Raw genomic sequence first — 15,789 nt, forward strand, 5'->3', positions numbered from 1 at the left:
TGCCCCGGCAGAGTGCAGGGGCCACCACGGGCGCGGCAAGGAGGAGCGATGCACACCACCCAGCGCCTGACCATTCCCATTGACGGGCTCGGGTGCGGTGGGGCCCTGCGGGCGGAGGGCGTTCTGTCCCGGCTGCCGGGTGTCATCCGGGCCTATGTCAACCCCGCCACCGAGATGGGGTATGTGGAGTATGACCCGGGCCAGTTCGACCTCTCGCACCTGCGTTCCGCACTGGCCCGGGCCGGCTTCGAGGCAGGCCCGCCCAGCATCCGGTGAGGGTCCTGCCCGGAGTTCACCGTCGGCCGTCGGCCCCGGTATGGGGCACGGCCGGGATCCGGCGACGTTGCCCGGGTCAGGGGGAAGAATGAGACACCTGCTGCGCACGGCCGGGGGCCTGGTCTTCCTGGCCTTTCTGGGAATCGCGGGCTTTTTCCTCGTCACGGAGCACACGGCCCATGTGTTCGGGGCGCTGCCCCTCGTGCTGGTCCTGCTGTGTCCGCTGATGCACCTCTGGATGCATGGGCATGGGGGACAGGGCCACGCGGGTCCGGGCGCGGACCTGCAAGACGGTTCCTCCCGGGGAGGGGATGCGCGGTGACGGACACGCCCGCCTACGGCCTGTGGGTCCTGGTTGCCTTCAACACCGTGGTGTTCGCGCTCTTCGCGCTGAGTTTCGCGCGGCCCAGAAGCCCGCGCGACTGGCGCGCGTTCTCCGCCTTCACGGCGTTCCTGGTTGCGCTGTTCACCGAGATGTACGGCTTCCCGCTGACCCTCTACCTGCTGTCCGGCTGGTTGCAGCGCCGGTATCCCGACCTGAACGTGTTCTCCCACGACGCGGGGCACCTGTGGTGGGCGATGCTGGGGCAGCGCGGCGATCCTCACCTCGGCCTGCCGCACCTGCTGAGCTACCTGCTGATCGGCGGCGGGTTCTGGCTGGTCGCGGCGGCCTGGGACGTGTTGTACCGCGCGCAGCGGGAGGGACGGGTGGCGACCTCCGGCCCGTACGCGCGGGTCCGTCACCCGCAGTACGCCAGCTTCATCCTGATCCTGCTGGGGTTTCTGGTGCAGTGGCCGACCCTCCTGACCCTGCTGATGTTTCCCGTGCTGGTGGTGATGTACCTGCGGCTCGCCCGGCGCGAGGAGGCCGAGGCCCGTCAGGTGTTCGGGGAAGCCTACGCCCGCTACGCGGCCACCACCCCGGCGTTCTTCCCGGCGCTCAGACGGCCCGGCCAGACGGGGCGCGCCGGTCGTCCCGGATGACGGGGCGTGAACCGAAAGGAGGATTCATGACCCGGCCACACCGCAGGCAGGCCTGGCTTCTCTGCGGCCTGCTCGGACTGTCCGGCGCCGCTGCCGCGCCCACCGTGTACGTCGAGAACGTGACGGATTCCGCCATCATCGCGCTGGACGGTGCGAGCGGACAGGTGATGGGACGGGTGCCCATTCCCGGCACCCCGCACGGCCTGATTTCCGACCCGCAGCGGCAACGGCTGTTCGTGGTGGGCGGGGAGACGGGCACGGTGAGCGTGATCGACGCGGCGCGGCTGCGCGTCCTGCGAACGCTGCGGGTGGGGGCGGGGGTGCGCGGCCTGGCCGTCTCCCCGGACGGACGGCGCCTCTACGTGACCCGCGCGGGGCCGCGCACCCTCACGGTGTTCCGCACCGACACCTGGCAGGTGGAGCGCACCGTCCGGCTCGCGCAGGTTCCTGAACACGTCCTGGTGGGTCCGGGGGCGGCCTGGCTGCTTGTCACCAGCACGAGCATGGCCGGGAGCCTCCCCGGCGCGCGCCTGTCCGGCAGCGTGACCCTGCTGGACGGTTCCACCCTGAAGGTCAGGAACACCTGGATGCTGGGGGGTCGGCCCTACCGTGCCGCCCTCTCGCCGGACGGGCGCCGCGCGGCCCTCACCGAGCTCGACGGGGAACGGATCGACCTGTTGAACACGGCGCCCTTCGCCGTGGCCGCCAGCTACCCGGTCGGCATGGTGCCCGAGCAACTCGCCTTCCGCACCGGGCAGGAGCTGTGGGTCAGCAACCTCAGCGGGACGGCCGTCACGGTGCTGGACGTGTCCAGCGGGAACTCGGTCAACGTGGGGACGGGTGACGGGCCATATGGCCTCGGGATCAGCGCGGACGGGCGCGACGTCTTCGTGAGCAACATGCGGGAGGGCACCGTCGTGAGAATCGACGCGCTGACCCGCCGCGTCACCGCGCGCTACCGGCTCGGCGGGGAACTGCATGCCCTGGTGGTGGGACGTTGAACGCCGGGCCCGGGGGCGTCGTGTGCCCCCTCCTCTGACCCTCGGCCCGGCGGTCGCCCGCACGGAAAGGAGCCATGACCCATTTCCTGTTCGCCACCGGCATCGAGAACAGCGCGCCCACCCTCCAGGGCGGGCGCGTGCGGGTGGACCAGATGCGCGACTGCGGGCACGACGAGCACTACGAGCTGGACTTCGACCTGGCCGTGGAGCTCGGGGTGAACGCCCTGCGGTACGGGCCGCCCCTGCACCGGTCCTTCGTCGGCCCCGGGCGGTACGACTGGTCCTTCGCGGACGCCACCTTCCGGGCGCTGCGGCGGCGGGGGCTCACGGTCATCGCGGACCTCTGCCACTTCGGGGTGCCGGACTGGATCGGGAGCTTCCAGAACCCGGACTTTCCGGAACTGTTTGCCGGGTACGCGGGGGCGTTCGCCCGGCGTTACCCCTGGGTGCAGCTCTACACCCCGGTCAACGAGATGTACATCTGCGCCCTGTTCAGCGGGAAGTACGGCTGGTGGAACGAGGGGCTCACGACAGATCGGGGGTTCGTCACGGCGCTCAAACACTTGGTGAGGGCGAACGTCCTCGCCATGCGGACGATCCTGGAGGTGCGCCCGGACGCGCTGTTCATGCAGAGCGAGTCGACGGAGCACTTCCATGCCCGCGTGCCGGAGGTGCTGGCGCAGGAGGCCTTTCTCAACGAGCTGCGGTTCCTGTCGCTGGACCTGAACTACGGGCGGGACGTGAGCGCCAGCATGCTGGAGTACCTGCTGGATCACGGCCTAACCCGGCAGGAGTACGCCTTTTTCCGGGCGCAGCGGCTCACGCCGCACTGCGTGATGGGCAACGACTACTACGTCACCAACGAACACTGCGTGTTCCCGGACGGCCGCCTGGAACCCTCCGGGGACATGTTCGGGTATGCCCTGATCACCCGTGAGTATCACCGGCGCTACCGGCTGCCGGTGATGCACACCGAGACCAACGCGCCCCAGGGCCGCCGCGGGACGGAAGCGGCGGACTGGCTCACCAAGCAGTGGGCCAACGTCCTCAAGATCCGCAACGACGGGGTCCCGGTGGTGGGCTTCACGTGGTACTCGCTGACGGATCAGGTGGACTGGGACACGGCGCTGCGGGAGCGGAACCTGCGCCCCTACCCGGTGGGCCTGTACGACCTGGACCGCCGTATCCGGCCGGTCGGCACCGCGTACCGCGAGCTGATAACGGCGTGGCGGGACGTGTTGCCAGCCCAGAGCGTCGCCCTCACCCTGCCGCTGACGCCCGCGCCTACGAATCCGTCCTGCTCCCCACCGCCCCGGTGAGGGGGGCTTTGCCTTCGCGCTCCTGGCTCCGTGCGGCGACTGCGGGAAGGAGCAGCGGGTGGTGGGGAAACCGCCCCAAGCGTGCTGCCGCCCACTGGGCGGCAGCCGTGCGGTCAGGAGACTCAGTGGGCCTGAGTGGCACTCGCCAGTGCGGTCTGGGGCCGGGCCGGGTGTCGGCCCAGGCGCACCCGGTTGAGCAGCAGCGCGTTCACCGTGACGATGACGGTGCTCGCACTCATTAGCAGCGCCGCCCACTCGGGGCGCAGCAGAATGCCGTACGCCGGATACAGCACGCCCGCCGCAAAGGGAATGGCAAGGACGTTGTAGATCGCGGCCCAGAAGAGGTTCTGCTTGATCTTGCCGCGCACCCGCCGGGCGAGCTCGATGGAACTTGCCACATCCGCCGGGCTGTTCCTGACCAGGACCACGTCCGCCGTTTCCACCGCGACGTCCGTGCCCGCGCCGATGGCGATGCCCACGTCGGCCTGCGCCAGGGCCGGCGCGTCGTTCACGCCGTCCCCCACCATCGCGACGTTGCGGCCCTGCCCCTGGAGTTCCTGCACCTTCGCGGCCTTGTCCCCCGGCAGCACCTCCGCGATCACGGTGTCCATTCCCAACTGCCGGGCCACCGCCTCCGCCGTCCGGCGGTTGTCCCCGGTGAGCATCACGGTCTGCACGCCCAGCCCGTGCAGGACCTGCACCGCCGTCCGGGCCGTCTCTCGGATGGTGTCGGCCACCGCCACCACGCCCAGCGCCCGTCCGTCCGCGGCCACGTACATCGCGGTTTTTCCGTCTGCCGCGAGCCGGTCCACCTCTCCGGGCAGGGCACCGACGTCCACCCCTTCCCGGTCCATCAGCTTGCGGTTCCCGATCAGCACCCGCTGGCCCTGCACCGTCGCCACCACGCCGTGCCCGGGCACCGAGTCGAACGCGTCCGGACGCTGGATGTCCACCCCCCGGGCCTGGGCACCCCGGACGATGGCCTCCGCCAGCGGGTGCTGCGAGGGCCGGTCCGCCGACGCGGCCAGGTGCAGCAGGTCCGCCTCACCCACTCCGGGGACCGGAATCACGTCCGTCAGGGCGGGTTTGCCCTCGGTGAGCGTGCCGGTCTTGTCAAAAATGACCGTATTCACCCCGGCGGTCGCTTCCAGCGCGGTGGCGTTCTTGAACAGCACGCCCTCCCGTGCCCCTTTCCCGACGCCGACCGTGATCGCGGTCGGCGTGGCCAGCGCCAGCGCGTCCGGGCAGGCGATCACGATGGCGGACACGGTCGCCGTCAACGCAAACACCACGCCCTCATTGCCCAGGAAATACCAGACCAGGAAGGCGATCAGGCCGCTGGTGAGCGCGACGTAGACCAGGTACTTCCCGGCCGTGTCCGCCAGACGCTGCGCGGGCGCCTTGCTCGCCTGCGCGTTCTGCACCATCTGCACGATGCGGGACAGGGCGGTGTCCGCCCCCACCGCCGTCGCGCGGAAGTGGAAGGCGCCGTTCTGATTCACGGTGCCGCCCGTGACCTTCGCCCCCGGGTTCTTCGCCACCGGAATCGGCTCCCCGGTGATCATCGACTCGTCCACGTAGCTGCTCCCGCTGACCACCTCGCCGTCCACCGGCACGCGGTCCCCGGGCCTCACCGCGAGCTCGTCGCCGACCACGACCTGTTCCAACGGCACCTCCACCTCCTGCCCCTGCCGGACCACCCGGGCGGTGGAGGGGGCCAGCTTCAGCAGGGCCTCGACCGCCCGCCCGGTGGCGAAACGGGCGCGCATCTCCAGCCAGTGGCCCAGCAGGGACAGGGTGGTCAGCATGGCCGCCGCCTCGAAGAACACCTCCCGGCCCCCCAGGAAGAGGGTGGCGTACACTGAGAACACCCAGCTCACCAGGATGCCGGTGGCGATCAGGGTCATCATGTTCGCCTCGCCGCGCCGCAGGGCCCGCCACGCCGCCGAGATGAAGGGCCAGCCGCCCCACCACACCACGGGGGTGGCGAGAATCAGCCCGAACCAGGCCATCGAGAGGCCGAGGGGCGGCATGGCGGTAAAGCCCAGCACCTCACCGATGGGGGAATACAGCACCACCGGCACGGTCAGCACCAGGCTGATCACGAAGCGGCGCAGCATGCCCTGCACCATCGCCTCCCCGTGGCCCGCGTGTTCGTCGTGGCCCATCTGCGCGTGCGCGCCCGCCCCGCTGGCCATCATCGCCGCGTGATCGTGGGCCGCGGGGTGCGAGGTGCTGGTGGTCATGGCCGGGTGGTCGTGCCCGGCGTGCCCCGTCTCGGCAGAGGTGTCCTGGCGGCCCTGGGACTGGGTGGGGGGGGCGTGGGGCGCGGACGTCGCGGCCCGGGCCAGCATCGCCGCGTGGTCGTGCCCGGTGTGCCTGCGGTCCGCGTGCCCGACGCGGGGATGCCCCGGCTGCACGGCGGACGGCGGGCAGTCCTCGCAGTCGCAGTCGTACCCGGCGGCGTGCAGGCGGCGGCGCAACTCGGGCTCGGTCACGTTGCCGGGGTCGTACCCGAGGTGGGCGACGGCGCGCGTGCGGTCGATATGCACGCTCTGCACGCCCGCGATGGCGGAGAGGCTGCGCTCAAGGTCGGCGAACTCCGAGCCGTCGTAGCAGTTGCGGAACGCCACTTCCAGAACGCTGGAGGTCTGCGTGCTGGCTTCAGTCTGGCCGTGGTGGTGCGTCTCGTGCTGTCGCGTCATTGTTCCCCCTGCTTTCCCGCTCATCTGCTCACGGCGTGATCGCCCCGTGCCGTGAGGGTAGGCGGCAAGTGTTCAATTCCTGTAAACCCTGCAGGCAGTGACCGCCGCGCTCGCCCACAGGGATGAACCGTCCGGCGAGTGTCCGCTGCGCCCGCGCACCGATGACGTTCTCAAGGGCTCCAGTGAGGCTGGCGCGGTCGTGACCTCGGCTTTTGGGGAACGCGCGGGTTGCTCTGCCGCCAGGATGCCTTCCCCGCCCTGACCCTATACCCTCCCCGGGGGGATGTCAAGGCTGAGCACGGCACTTGGATTCAGCCAAGCAGATTTAGAGCTTCATAGCAGGCCGTCGTCGACACATCCGTCAGGCTATCCCCTGGGGGTGGATTAGAATTCAGGCAGCTTGGGGCGGAACAGTCGGCCTGAGGGGCCAGGTGAGCAAAAATCGCTGCCGGGTGGGGTCCAGGCCCTGCACCAAGACGTGGGCAAAGTAGGACGGATCTTTGCGCCGGCACTGTTACCCTGCGGCCAGCGGGAGGAACCTTTGGCAGCCCTGGAGACCTTCGTCCTACCAAGACAGCACGCCGGTCGTGTCACCCTTCACAAGAACGTCCTTGAGCAGCTCGCCTCGCCGGAGATGGTCCTGCTCGACGGCACGTCCCGGCCGTACCGGCGCGGCCGAACGACGGGAACGCTCGTCGAGGCTCCCGGAGCGCCCTCCATCCTGGTCGTGCCCGGGCCCGTGAAGCCCCCGGACGACGTGGACGCCGTCCTCTGGACGGAGGGAGGTGCCCTTCCCACTTCTCGGGCGGACATCGAGCACCTCAGGGCGCGCTGGGTACAGCCGAAGTTCTCCCGCCACATGCCGCTTCCCGAGGACGCACGCGAACGTGCGCTGGCCTCCTGGCGTGACCGTTTCCGCTTCGCGGAGGAGACGGTCCTGGAGGACGGGCGCCTTCAGGAGGGGCTGCGCTCGCCACAGATCGGCGCACTCCACGCGGCGCTCGCGCACTGGAAGATGACGAACGAGCCGGCGACGGTCGTCATGCCGACAGGGACCGGCAAGACGGAGACGATGCTGGCCCTGCTGGTGCAGCAGCGCCTTGAGCGGCTGCTGGTCGTCGTTCCGAACGACGCGCTCCGAACACAGATCAGCGAGAAGTTCCTGACCCTCGGGCTGCTCAAGAAAGTCGGTGCGCTGGACCCCACATGCCAGCTTCCCGTCGTGTGCCGACTCGACCACGCCCTTCAAAACGCCCAGCAGGCCGACGATGTCTTCGGGCCCTGCAACGTCGTGGTGACCACGATGGACGTGCTGCGCCTGTGCGGTGATGACGCCAAGGCCCGCATCGTCGCCTTGTGCTCGCATCTGTTCATCGACGAGGCCCACCACATCGGGGCGAAAACCTGGAAGCAGACGCGGGAGCTGTTTCTGGACAGGAAGATCCTCCAGTTCACCGCCACGCCGTTCCGCAGCGGCCGTGAGCCCATTCCAGGCAGGGTGATCTTCAATTACCCGCTCCTCAAGGCGCAGGAGGAGGAGTACTTCAAACCCATCCTCTTTCGGCCGGTCTCGGCTCTGGACCGGGATCAGGCGGACGGGCTGATCATCACGAGGGCGCTGGACACCCTCGACGCCGATCTGGCCCCCGGCGAGGATCGGCCCGCTGGTTTCGACCACCTGGTGATGGCCCGCGCCGACAACGTGCGGCGGGCCGAGGACCTCCATGCCCGGTATGCGGAGGCCTGCCGCGGGAAGCCGTACGGGGCGGTCCTCGTGTACCACGCCATGCCCGCGCCGGAAAAGCGCGCGGCCCTGGAGGCCCTCGCCCGGCGCGAGGCGCGGGTGGTCGTCTGCGTGAATATGTTCGGGGAGGGCTTCGACCTGCCGAACCTGAAGATCGCGGCGATGCACGACATCCACAAGAGCCTGACGATCACCCTGCAGTTCACCGGGCGGTTCACCCGCGCGAGCCGGACGCTGGGGAACGCGACGCTGATCGCCAACGTGAGTCTGGCCGAGGTGCAGGCGGAACTCCGTGACCTGTACGCCGAGGACCCCGACTGGAACGTCCTGTTGCGGGTCCTGAGTGCCGAGGCGTCCGGACGCCAGGAACAGTTGATGGACTTCCTGGACACGTTCCAGAAGACCGAACGGGCCCTTCCCATCCAGAACATCTCGCCCAAGATGAGTGCCGTGGTCTACCGGACCACCTGCCCGATGTGGGACCCCGACCACATCACGGACGTGGTCTCCGAGGACCTGCTCTACGCCCCGCCCACTGTCAGCCACCGGGAGCACGTCGCCGTGTTCGTCACCCGGGACCAGACTCCGGTGGGGTGGGGTGACTTTCATACCCTGCAGAACGTGACCTGGGACGTGTCCATCCTGCACTGGGACGCCGGGCGGCACCTGCTGTACGTCCACAGTTCGGACCTCGACGAGATGCCCGACAAGCTTGCCAGGGCGGTCACCGGCGGCACGGCGGAACGGGTAGAGGGTGAGACGACCTTCCGCTGCCTGCACGGCATCCAGCGCCTGACGCTCACGAACCTCGGCCTGAGCAGCACGATCCGCGGGGCGGTGCGCTTCACCATGTTCATGGGCTCGGACATCGTTTCCGGCCTCGCCGAGGCCTCCACCCAGGACCGCACGAAGTCCAACATCTTCGGGTTCGGGTATGAGCGGGCCGAACGGTCGAGCGCTGGCTGCTCTGCCAGGGGGCGGCTCTGGTCCTACCAGATTGCCCCGACCGTGTACGACTGGATGCGCTGGTGCCACTCGCTGGGCGCGAAGTTGATCGACGATTCCATCGACGTGAGCGGTCTCCTGGAGCGCGCCATCAAGTGGCGGACGGTCGAGGGGCGTCCCCGGGCGGTGCCGCTCGCGGTGGAGTGGTCCGAGGACATCCTGGCGAGGCCGGAGCAGGCGATCATGTTCGAGCTGGAAGGAACGGTTTCACACCTGTACGAGACGGGCCTGGCCGTGACGACCTTCCAGGAGGATGGGCCGCTCCGCTTCAGGGTCTTCACCGAGGAGCACTCCGTGGAGTACGAGGTCGTATTCGGCGACGACGTGGGCTACCGGCCGGTGAACGGCGTGGAGGTGCTGGTCACCACCGGCAAGGCGGAGAAGAACACCCGTGTTCCGCTGTCCGAGTGGCTCGTCCGGTATCCGCCGACCACGTACTTTCATGACCGGACCGTGATGTGGGGCCGCCTGATCGCCCACCCGGCCCCCGTGACGGCGCCCTTTTCGACGGAGCGGGTGGAGGCCTGGGACTGGACGGGCACGAACATCCGCGCGGAGTCGCAGGGCCCCCACCGCGACCCGGCGACCGTGCAGTACCGGGTCATCCAGTGGCTGCTCGGGCAGGACTTCGACATCGTGTTCGATGATGACGACACCTGGGAGGCGGCGGATATCGTGGCGATCAAGCTGTACGACGACCGGCTGGTCGTCCGGCTCTACCACTGCAAGTACTCGGGCGAGGACCAGCCCGGTGCCCGGGTCGGCGACCTGTATGAGGTGTGCGGCCAGGCACAGAAAAGCGTGCACTGGCGCGCGGACGTCGAGGGACTTTTCCAGCACCTGGTCAAGAGGGAGGGGGAACGGCAGGCGCGTCACGGCACGACGCGGTTCGATCTCGGGGATGCGGCGACCCTGCGTGCGCTGGGACGCAGGGCACGGTACCTCAGGCCCGAGTTCCACGTTTCGGTCGTGCAACCTGGTGTTTCCAAGCGCAGGATCTCCGATGCTCAGTTGAATCTGCTCGCTGTCACCGAGCTGTACTTGCAGGAAACCTACGGCATCACGTTCAGCGTGATCACGAGTGATTGAGCCTTCGGTGCGTGGGGCACCAGTGTGGGTTCTCGACGGTTTCGAAGCCCGCCCACCGCACCCTCAAGGGTGCCGACTGAACCCACGGGTTCTCGGTCTGTGCTTACAGCGCCCGGGCGATGGCCTCCACAGCACGCAACCCCTGTCCGAAGCGGGCCATCGCCTCGCGGTGCCGCTCCAGCTCGCTGTAGGGCAGGTAGCGCATGTTCAGGTGGGACACCGCTTGGAAGGCGGGGCGGCGCAACTGGTCGCGCACGTCCGCCTCCCGGCCGTCGGGGGCCACCAGGTAGAGGCCCTGGACCGCCCGCTCGGGGGCGCCCAGGGCCAGGTCGAGCATTCGCACGATCCCCGAGTAGATCGAGGTCGTGTGCTCCACCTCAAAGGCCGCCGCCGGGGCCAGCGTCCCCCGCTCGAACCACACCACGTCGATCAACCGCACCGCGTCCGCCCCGGGTGTGCCCGCGATCCCGGGCGGAAGGGTGTCGAGGCACCCGTCGCCCAGCTTGCCCCCCGCGTAAGGGCGGGAGCGGTCGTTCGCGGCGATCCACACGTCGAAGCCCAGCGCCCGGCCCAGGTCGCGCAGCCAGCCCTGCACCTCGGTGTGGGTCCGGTCCCCCTCCCGGGCCGCGGCCAGCGCCTTGCTGGCGCTCGCCGACTCTTCCCGCACCTTCGCCAGGTCCGCCTGCCAGGCACTCAGCGCCGCCCCGTCATCCTCACGGGGCGGGGGCGTGTATCGCCCGCTGCCCAGGTCGAAGAGCAGCCCCGCCACGGCGCCCAGGTCGTTGGACAGCAGGCCCCGGTGCGTCCCGTTCAGCCGCAGCATCCCCTCCCGCAGCGCCAGGTACTCCTCCCACTTTCCGAGCTTCACCTTCGCCCCGGTCAGGGCGTTGTAGCCGTTCACGATGGCGGTGTTGAAGGGCGGCATATAGGTGGGGTGCAGGAAGTACAGCAGATTGGCGGCCGCCGGGCCCAGGCCCTTGATGGCCCGGCGGTCGAGATCGCGGATGGCGCGGATCAGGTCGTCACTGCCGGTGCAGCAGGCGCAGGTGTCGAGGAAGCGCCCGAAGGCCTTCTGGTTGTCGGGGCTCTCGTAGATGTCGGGGATGCGCAGCTTGGGCTTCCACAGGAAGGCATGGTCGGCACCCTTGAAGATCTGGCGCTGCTCGGCGATGGAATGTACCACCGTCTCCAGCGAAGAGCCCCGGTACTGGGTGCCGAAGCTCCCCGCCTCGATCTCCTTCACCACCGTTTGTAGACCCCGGCGGATGGAGCGGAAGTTCTTGAGGCGTTCCTCCCACAGGAACCAGGTGCGGTAGGTGGCCCCGGGATCGTCGCGCCAATGCCGGATCAGCGTGTCGAGCGTCTGCATGGGGATGGTGTAGCACACGGGTTTCCGCTGGCCGGGCGGACATGAGAGAGAGGGTCTGGTTTGCGGGGAGATGGGCCGGTTCCCCGAACGGGGGGAGGTGTGAAGGCGTGCTCGGCCAGGACGGGGCGGCTGTCCGCTTCACCCTCGGCTGGCCCTTCTTTCACATGGTCTTGAGGCTCGAATGACCTTTACACAAATTGAACACAACGCTGCCTACGCTGGCAGGGCGACGAGTTCTTCACACCGCCGCGCCACCCATGTCGGTCCGCCCTCATGTTCAGGACAAGGAGAGTCCCCATGCCGCAGAACACTGCCCGGATGCTGCAAACGCACCCCAACCCCGCCAGCGTGTTCGACCAGGGAGCGCTGGCCGCGTGCATCGACGCCTGTTTCGAGTGCGAGAACATCTGTACCTCCTGTGCCGATGCCTGCCTGGGCGAGCAGGGCCACCTGATGCACCTCGTCCACTGCATCCGCCTGAACCTCGACTGCGCGGACGTGTGCGGCGCCACCGGGCGGGTGCTCTCGCGGCTCACCCAGCCCGACCAGAACGTCCTGCGGGCCCAACTTCAGGCCTGCCTCGCGGCCTGCCAGGCGTGCGGGCAGGAGTGCGAGATGCACGCCCGCGACATGAACATGCAGCACTGCGCGGTGTGTGCCGAGTCGTGCCGCCGCTGTGAGCAGGCCTGCCAGCAGCTCCTGGGGAGCATGAGCGCATGAAGGGGCTGATCCTGACCCTGGCCCTGATGGCCCTGCCCGTGAGCGCCGCCCAGGCGGGCGGCAGCCAGGGGGGTACGGCGGCCAGCATGTCCACCACCATGATCATCCAGATGCAGTCGGACATGCGCGCCCGGATGCAGCCCATGATGGACGACCTGCGCCGCTTATCCGGCACGGCCTTCGACCGGGCCTTTTTCTCCATGATGATTCCGCACCACCAGAGCGCCATCGAGATGAGCCGCGCCGCGCTGCCGAGGTTGCGTGATCCCCTGGTGCGCGCCTGGGCGCAGAGCATCATCGACGATCAGCAGAAGGAGATCGCCGAGATGCAGGCCGAGTTGCAGCGCCTGGGGGGCGTGGACACCGCCCGGCAGAACCGGATGCGTCAGGCCATGTCCGCCATGGGGCAGATGATGACCCAGATGATGTCCCGGTCGCAAAGCCCCGACCATGCGTTCCTGGAGATGATGACGCCCCACCACGGCTCAGCCAACGAGATGGCCAATATCGCCCTGCAAAACGGTCAGACCGACCACGTGCTGAGCATCGCCCAGCGCATCATGATGGCGCAGGCCGACGAGATGCACGACTTCAAGGACTGGCTGCGCACCCACCAGTAAGAAGAGGTCCCAGGGGGCACCGGCCGCTCGTGGGCCGGTGCCCCTTCGTGTGACGCGCTGCCGCGCTGCCGTCAGGAGGTCCGCCCGACGCTCCCCCTGGAGGACGCCCGGCCCCGGCGTGAGAAGGGGCCGGGCGTGCGGGAGGCCGAGTTCGCCGAAGCTGGGCGCCGCCCGGCCGTGGTGGAGGAGCGGCCCTTCCAGCAGCCCCGAATCCGCCTTAACACAAAGGCAACACAAGGTCCGTACCGTATCCGGGTGACCTTTGCACGCCTCCTCTGGCCCGCCCTGCTGCTCGCCCCGGTGGCGGGCGCCGCCCCCTACGCGCAGCAGACCAGCTTCGGCACCCCGTCCCCGCTGATCCAGGCCGCGCAGGCCCGGACCAGCGTGAAGGCCACCTGGGAGGCGCTGCCCCAGCCCCGCGGCGGCCAGCTCGAGGGCGGCGTGGTGGAGGTGGCGCCATTCAACGAACTCGTCCCCAGTTGGAACGTGACGGGGCCGGGAGAGAGTCCGCTGACGCTGGAGGTGCGCGTGCGGCGGCGCGACGGCCGCTGGACGCCGTACTTCGGGTTCGGGACCTGGCGCGCGGCGGGACCCCGGGCCAGCCTGCCCGTGACCCGCACGGCGGACGGCACGGTGAACACCGACACCCTGACCCTCCCCTACCGGGCCACGGCCTTTCAGTATCGCGTGACGCCAGGGGCGGGGCTTCAGGTGCGCCTGCTGTCGTTCAACACGTCCGACAACGCCCTGCGCCTGCGGGACCAGGGCCGGGGCGGGCAGGCGAACGCCTGGAACAGGGTTCTGGCGGTCCCCGGGCTCTCCCAGATGATCTACCCGGGCGGGGGGGAGGTCTGGTGCAGCCCCACCAGCGTCTCCATGATCCTGGGCTTCTGGAACCGCCCCGTGCGGGTGCCGGACGCCGCTAAGGCCACCTTCGACACCCGCTACGACGGCTTCGGGAACTGGCCCTTCAACACCGCGTATGCCGCAACCCAGGGCCTGCAGGCCTTTGTAACGCGCCTGGGCAGCCTGCGTGACGCCGAGGCGTACCTGGGGCAGGGGCTGCCGCTCGCGGTGAGTGTGCGCTTCAAATCGGGCGAGCTGCCGGGAGCGCCGCTGTCCTGGTCGAACGGGCACCTGATGGTGCTGACCGGCTTCGACGCGCGGGGCAACCCGGTGGTGAACGACCCGGCGGCGAGGAGCGACGCGGGGGTGAAGCGCACCTACCCGCGCGCCGTCTTCGAGCGGTTGTGGCTTAGCCACGCGGGCGGCATGGCGTACGTGATGGCTCCCCAGCCCTGAAGGGAACCCCGGTGACGGGCGGCGCGTCGTACAGTGGGAGTGACGTGCCGCCTGCGGTGGACGTCCACGGGAGAGAAGCGGGCATGACGACACAAAGGACACGACCGTCCCTGCGCCGCCTGCTGGCCGGTACCCTCCTGGGCGTGACCCTGGTGACGGGGGCCGTGGGCTGGCGGGCGTGGCGACAGGGAACGGACGAGGCAGGCCGCCTGGGCGGTGATTTTCACGCCCTGCAGGTCCTTCCGGGCGGACGGCTGCTGTACGGCCAGCACGCCGGGGTCTCGGTCAGCACCGACGGCGGCCGCACCTGGGGCCGTCCCGACGGTGCCGGGGACGCTCTGTCGCTCGCCTCCTCTCCCCGGTCCCCAGTCCTGATCCTGGCCGGGCATGGCGTGCTGAAGACCAGCCGGGACGGCGGGGCCACCTGGCAACCGGCGACCTTCGGGAACCTGGCGAGCCGGGACCTTCAGGGCTTCGCCGTCGCGCCCGACGCGCCCAACGTGTGGTACGCGAATATCGCCGGGCTCGGCCTGTACCGGACCCGCGAAGGCCGCAACTGGGAGGTGATGTCGCCGGACACCGCGTATGCCACGGCGCTGGCCGCGGGACCCGGCTCGCCGCCGCGGCTGTACGCCCTCGTCCCGGGCGAGGGCCTGATCGCCTCGGACGATGGGGCCACCTGGCAACGGATTGGGAACGCGCCCCCCGCCGCCCCATCCGGCCTGACTGTTCACCCGGTCAGCGGGCACGTGTACCTGGCGGGGACCGCTGGCCTCTGGCGCTCCGGGGACCAGGGGGCGACCTGGACACGCTTGGGCTTCCGGGAGGCGGCGCGGCTGGTGGCCGCCGACCCGCGGGACGAGGCGAGGCTGTACGCGGTCGGGGCGGGCGGCGCGGTGTACCGCTCGCTGGACGGGGGCCGGACATGGGCGCCGGCGGGGCGGGGAGCCTGAGCGCGCCTCTGCGGCGCAAGGGAAGCTCGCCCAGAACCCGGCACACGAGCGGCGGGCCACTTGGAGGTGGCCCGCCGCTTGGGTGAAGTCTCAGGTGTACTTGAGGGCTTCCATCAGTTCTTCGACGATTTCGACACTGTCACCCCGCGTGGAGGCGGTGGCGACGTGCGCTTCGAGGTGGCCGCGCAGCACGACCTCGCCCGCCCCGGACAGGGCGCCCTGCACGGCCTTGATCTGCCGCAGCACGTCCACGCAGTACGCATCCTCCTTTTCCAGCATGGCGACGATGCTGTCGAGGTGGCCCCGGGCAATCTTGAGCCGCCGGGCGGCGCGTTTGCGCGCGTCCTCAGGCATGCACAGGTGGCCCGGGGACGGACTGCCCGGGTGGCAGGTGGCGGGGTCGGTGCTCGCGGTGGTCACGTTAGCCGCGCACCTGGGCGCCGTAGCCCTCTTCGGCCACCGCCGCGATCAGGGCCTGGGGGTCGGCCTCGCCCTGCACGGTGGCCGTCCCGCCCTGGAGATCGACGCGGACGTCCTGCACGCCGGGGACGCCCTTAAGGGCGTTCGTCACGGCCTTCTCGCAGTGCCCGCAGCTCATACCGGTCACGGTCAGTTGGGTCGTCATGCCCGCATCCTATACCCTACCGGGGGGGGTGTCAAGGAGGAGCGCCGGACTGGGTGACGCAGGCGGCGGACTGTACC

At 69.6% G+C, this 15,789-nt stretch carries 14 protein-coding genes; 10 read left to right on the forward strand and 4 right to left on the reverse strand.

All coding sequences use genetic code 11. From position 1 onward, the window contains the following. The first annotated feature begins 48 nt into the window (after nucleotides 1-48). The 5 genes from E5F05_RS04925 to E5F05_RS04945 all read left to right on the forward strand — a co-directional run bounded on the left by E5F05_RS04925 (nucleotide 49) and on the right by E5F05_RS04945 (nucleotide 3,580). Nucleotides 49-276 (forward strand): cation transporter, encoded by a 228-nt coding sequence (locus E5F05_RS04925; protein ID WP_103127989.1) that lies wholly within the window; start codon nucleotides 49-51, stop codon nucleotides 274-276. An 88-nt stretch (nucleotides 277-364) separates the two neighbouring features. Continuing rightward, nucleotides 365-598: a DUF2933 domain-containing protein gene (locus E5F05_RS04930; protein WP_103127990.1), complete on the forward strand. Its 234-nt coding sequence runs from the start codon at nucleotides 365-367 to the stop codon at nucleotides 596-598. Continuing rightward, entirely contained in the window at nucleotides 595-1,260 is a 666-nt protein-coding gene (locus E5F05_RS04935; protein WP_103127991.1) for a methyltransferase family protein, read from the forward strand. The genes E5F05_RS04930 and E5F05_RS04935 overlap by 4 nt, the downstream gene beginning before the upstream one ends. A 26-nt stretch (nucleotides 1,261-1,286) precedes the next feature. Next, a complete protein-coding gene (locus tag E5F05_RS04940) occupies nucleotides 1,287-2,261 on the forward strand; it encodes a YncE family protein (protein WP_103127992.1) in 975 nt (324 codons plus the stop codon). Between the two features lie 74 nt (nucleotides 2,262-2,335). Then, nucleotides 2,336-3,580 (forward strand): glycoside hydrolase family 1 protein, encoded by a 1,245-nt coding sequence (locus E5F05_RS04945; RefSeq protein ID WP_103127993.1) that lies wholly within the window; start codon nucleotides 2,336-2,338, stop codon nucleotides 3,578-3,580. Nucleotides 3,581-3,702: 122 nt separating this feature from the next. On the opposite strand, the gene E5F05_RS04950 is transcribed toward E5F05_RS04945, so the two are convergent. After that, on the reverse strand, nucleotides 3,703-6,285 hold the full coding sequence (locus E5F05_RS04950; RefSeq protein WP_103127994.1) for a heavy metal translocating P-type ATPase: 2,583 nt from the start codon (nucleotides 6,283-6,285) through the stop codon (nucleotides 3,703-3,705). Between the two features lie 541 nt (nucleotides 6,286-6,826). Between E5F05_RS04950 and E5F05_RS04955 the strand changes: the two genes are divergently transcribed. Beyond that, nucleotides 6,827-10,123: a DEAD/DEAH box helicase gene (locus E5F05_RS04955; protein WP_129117597.1), complete on the forward strand. Its 3,297-nt coding sequence runs from the start codon at nucleotides 6,827-6,829 to the stop codon at nucleotides 10,121-10,123. Between the two features lie 103 nt (nucleotides 10,124-10,226). On the opposite strand, the gene E5F05_RS04960 is transcribed toward E5F05_RS04955, so the two are convergent. After that, on the reverse strand, nucleotides 10,227-11,492 hold the full coding sequence (locus tag E5F05_RS04960) for a type II restriction endonuclease (protein WP_103128287.1): 1,266 nt from the start codon (nucleotides 11,490-11,492) through the stop codon (nucleotides 10,227-10,229). Between the two features lie 297 nt (nucleotides 11,493-11,789). Between E5F05_RS04960 and E5F05_RS04965 the strand changes: the two genes are divergently transcribed. The 4 genes from E5F05_RS04965 to E5F05_RS04980 all read left to right on the forward strand — a co-directional run bounded on the left by E5F05_RS04965 (nucleotide 11,790) and on the right by E5F05_RS04980 (nucleotide 15,087). Beyond that, complete coding sequence (locus tag E5F05_RS04965) at nucleotides 11,790-12,212, forward strand: four-helix bundle copper-binding protein (protein ID WP_103127996.1); 423 nt, start codon at nucleotides 11,790-11,792, stop codon at nucleotides 12,210-12,212. Further along, nucleotides 12,209-12,832, forward strand: a complete 624-nt coding sequence (locus E5F05_RS04970) for a DUF305 domain-containing protein (RefSeq protein WP_103127997.1) — start codon at nucleotides 12,209-12,211, stop codon at nucleotides 12,830-12,832. The genes E5F05_RS04965 and E5F05_RS04970 overlap by 4 nt, the downstream gene beginning before the upstream one ends. A 255-nt stretch (nucleotides 12,833-13,087) precedes the next feature. Next, nucleotides 13,088-14,134 carry a peptidase C39 family protein gene (locus tag E5F05_RS04975; RefSeq protein ID WP_103127998.1) on the forward strand — a complete coding sequence of 349 codons (1,047 nt, stop codon included), beginning with the start codon at nucleotides 13,088-13,090 and terminating at the stop codon, nucleotides 14,132-14,134. Nucleotides 14,135-14,217: 83 nt separating this feature from the next. After that, nucleotides 14,218-15,087, forward strand: a complete 870-nt coding sequence (locus E5F05_RS04980) for a WD40/YVTN/BNR-like repeat-containing protein (protein ID WP_103127999.1) — start codon at nucleotides 14,218-14,220, stop codon at nucleotides 15,085-15,087. A gap of 90 nt (nucleotides 15,088-15,177) precedes the next feature. Here E5F05_RS04980 and E5F05_RS04985 read toward each other — a convergent pair whose 3' ends face one another. Both E5F05_RS04985 and E5F05_RS04990 read right to left on the reverse strand, forming a co-directional pair. Further along, entirely contained in the window at nucleotides 15,178-15,441 is a 264-nt protein-coding gene (locus tag E5F05_RS04985; protein WP_103128288.1) for a metal-sensitive transcriptional regulator, read from the reverse strand. Nucleotides 15,442-15,508: 67 nt separating this feature from the next. Further along, complete coding sequence (locus E5F05_RS04990) at nucleotides 15,509-15,712, reverse strand: CopZ family metallochaperone (protein ID WP_102124940.1); 204 nt, start codon at nucleotides 15,710-15,712, stop codon at nucleotides 15,509-15,511. Nucleotides 15,713-15,789: the final 77 nt, after the last annotated feature.

Source organism: Deinococcus metallilatus, assembly GCF_004758605.1.
Lineage (GTDB): Bacteria > Deinococcota > Deinococci > Deinococcales > Deinococcaceae > Deinococcus > Deinococcus metallilatus.

Coding starts and splice junctions, on each gene's coding strand:
- E5F05_RS04925 (WP_103127989.1), top strand. CDS start 49: ATGCACACCACCCAGCGCCTGACCATTCCCATTGACGGGCTCGGGTGC.
- E5F05_RS04930 (WP_103127990.1), top strand. CDS start 365: ATGAGACACCTGCTGCGCACGGCCGGGGGCCTGGTCTTCCTGGCCTTT.
- E5F05_RS04940 (WP_103127992.1), top strand. CDS start 1,287: ATGACCCGGCCACACCGCAGGCAGGCCTGGCTTCTCTGCGGCCTGCTC.
- E5F05_RS04945 (WP_103127993.1), top strand. CDS start 2,336: ATGACCCATTTCCTGTTCGCCACCGGCATCGAGAACAGCGCGCCCACC.
- E5F05_RS04950 (WP_103127994.1), bottom strand. CDS start 6,285: ATGACGCGACAGCACGAGACGCACCACCACGGCCAGACTGAAGCCAGC.
- E5F05_RS04960 (WP_103128287.1), bottom strand. CDS start 11,492: ATGCAGACGCTCGACACGCTGATCCGGCATTGGCGCGACGATCCCGGG.
- E5F05_RS04965 (WP_103127996.1), top strand. CDS start 11,790: ATGCCGCAGAACACTGCCCGGATGCTGCAAACGCACCCCAACCCCGCC.
- E5F05_RS04970 (WP_103127997.1), top strand. CDS start 12,209: ATGAAGGGGCTGATCCTGACCCTGGCCCTGATGGCCCTGCCCGTGAGC.
- E5F05_RS04980 (WP_103127999.1), top strand. CDS start 14,218: ATGACGACACAAAGGACACGACCGTCCCTGCGCCGCCTGCTGGCCGGT.
- E5F05_RS04985 (WP_103128288.1), bottom strand. CDS start 15,441: ATGCCTGAGGACGCGCGCAAACGCGCCGCCCGGCGGCTCAAGATTGCC.
- E5F05_RS04990 (WP_102124940.1), bottom strand. CDS start 15,712: ATGACGACCCAACTGACCGTGACCGGTATGAGCTGCGGGCACTGCGAG.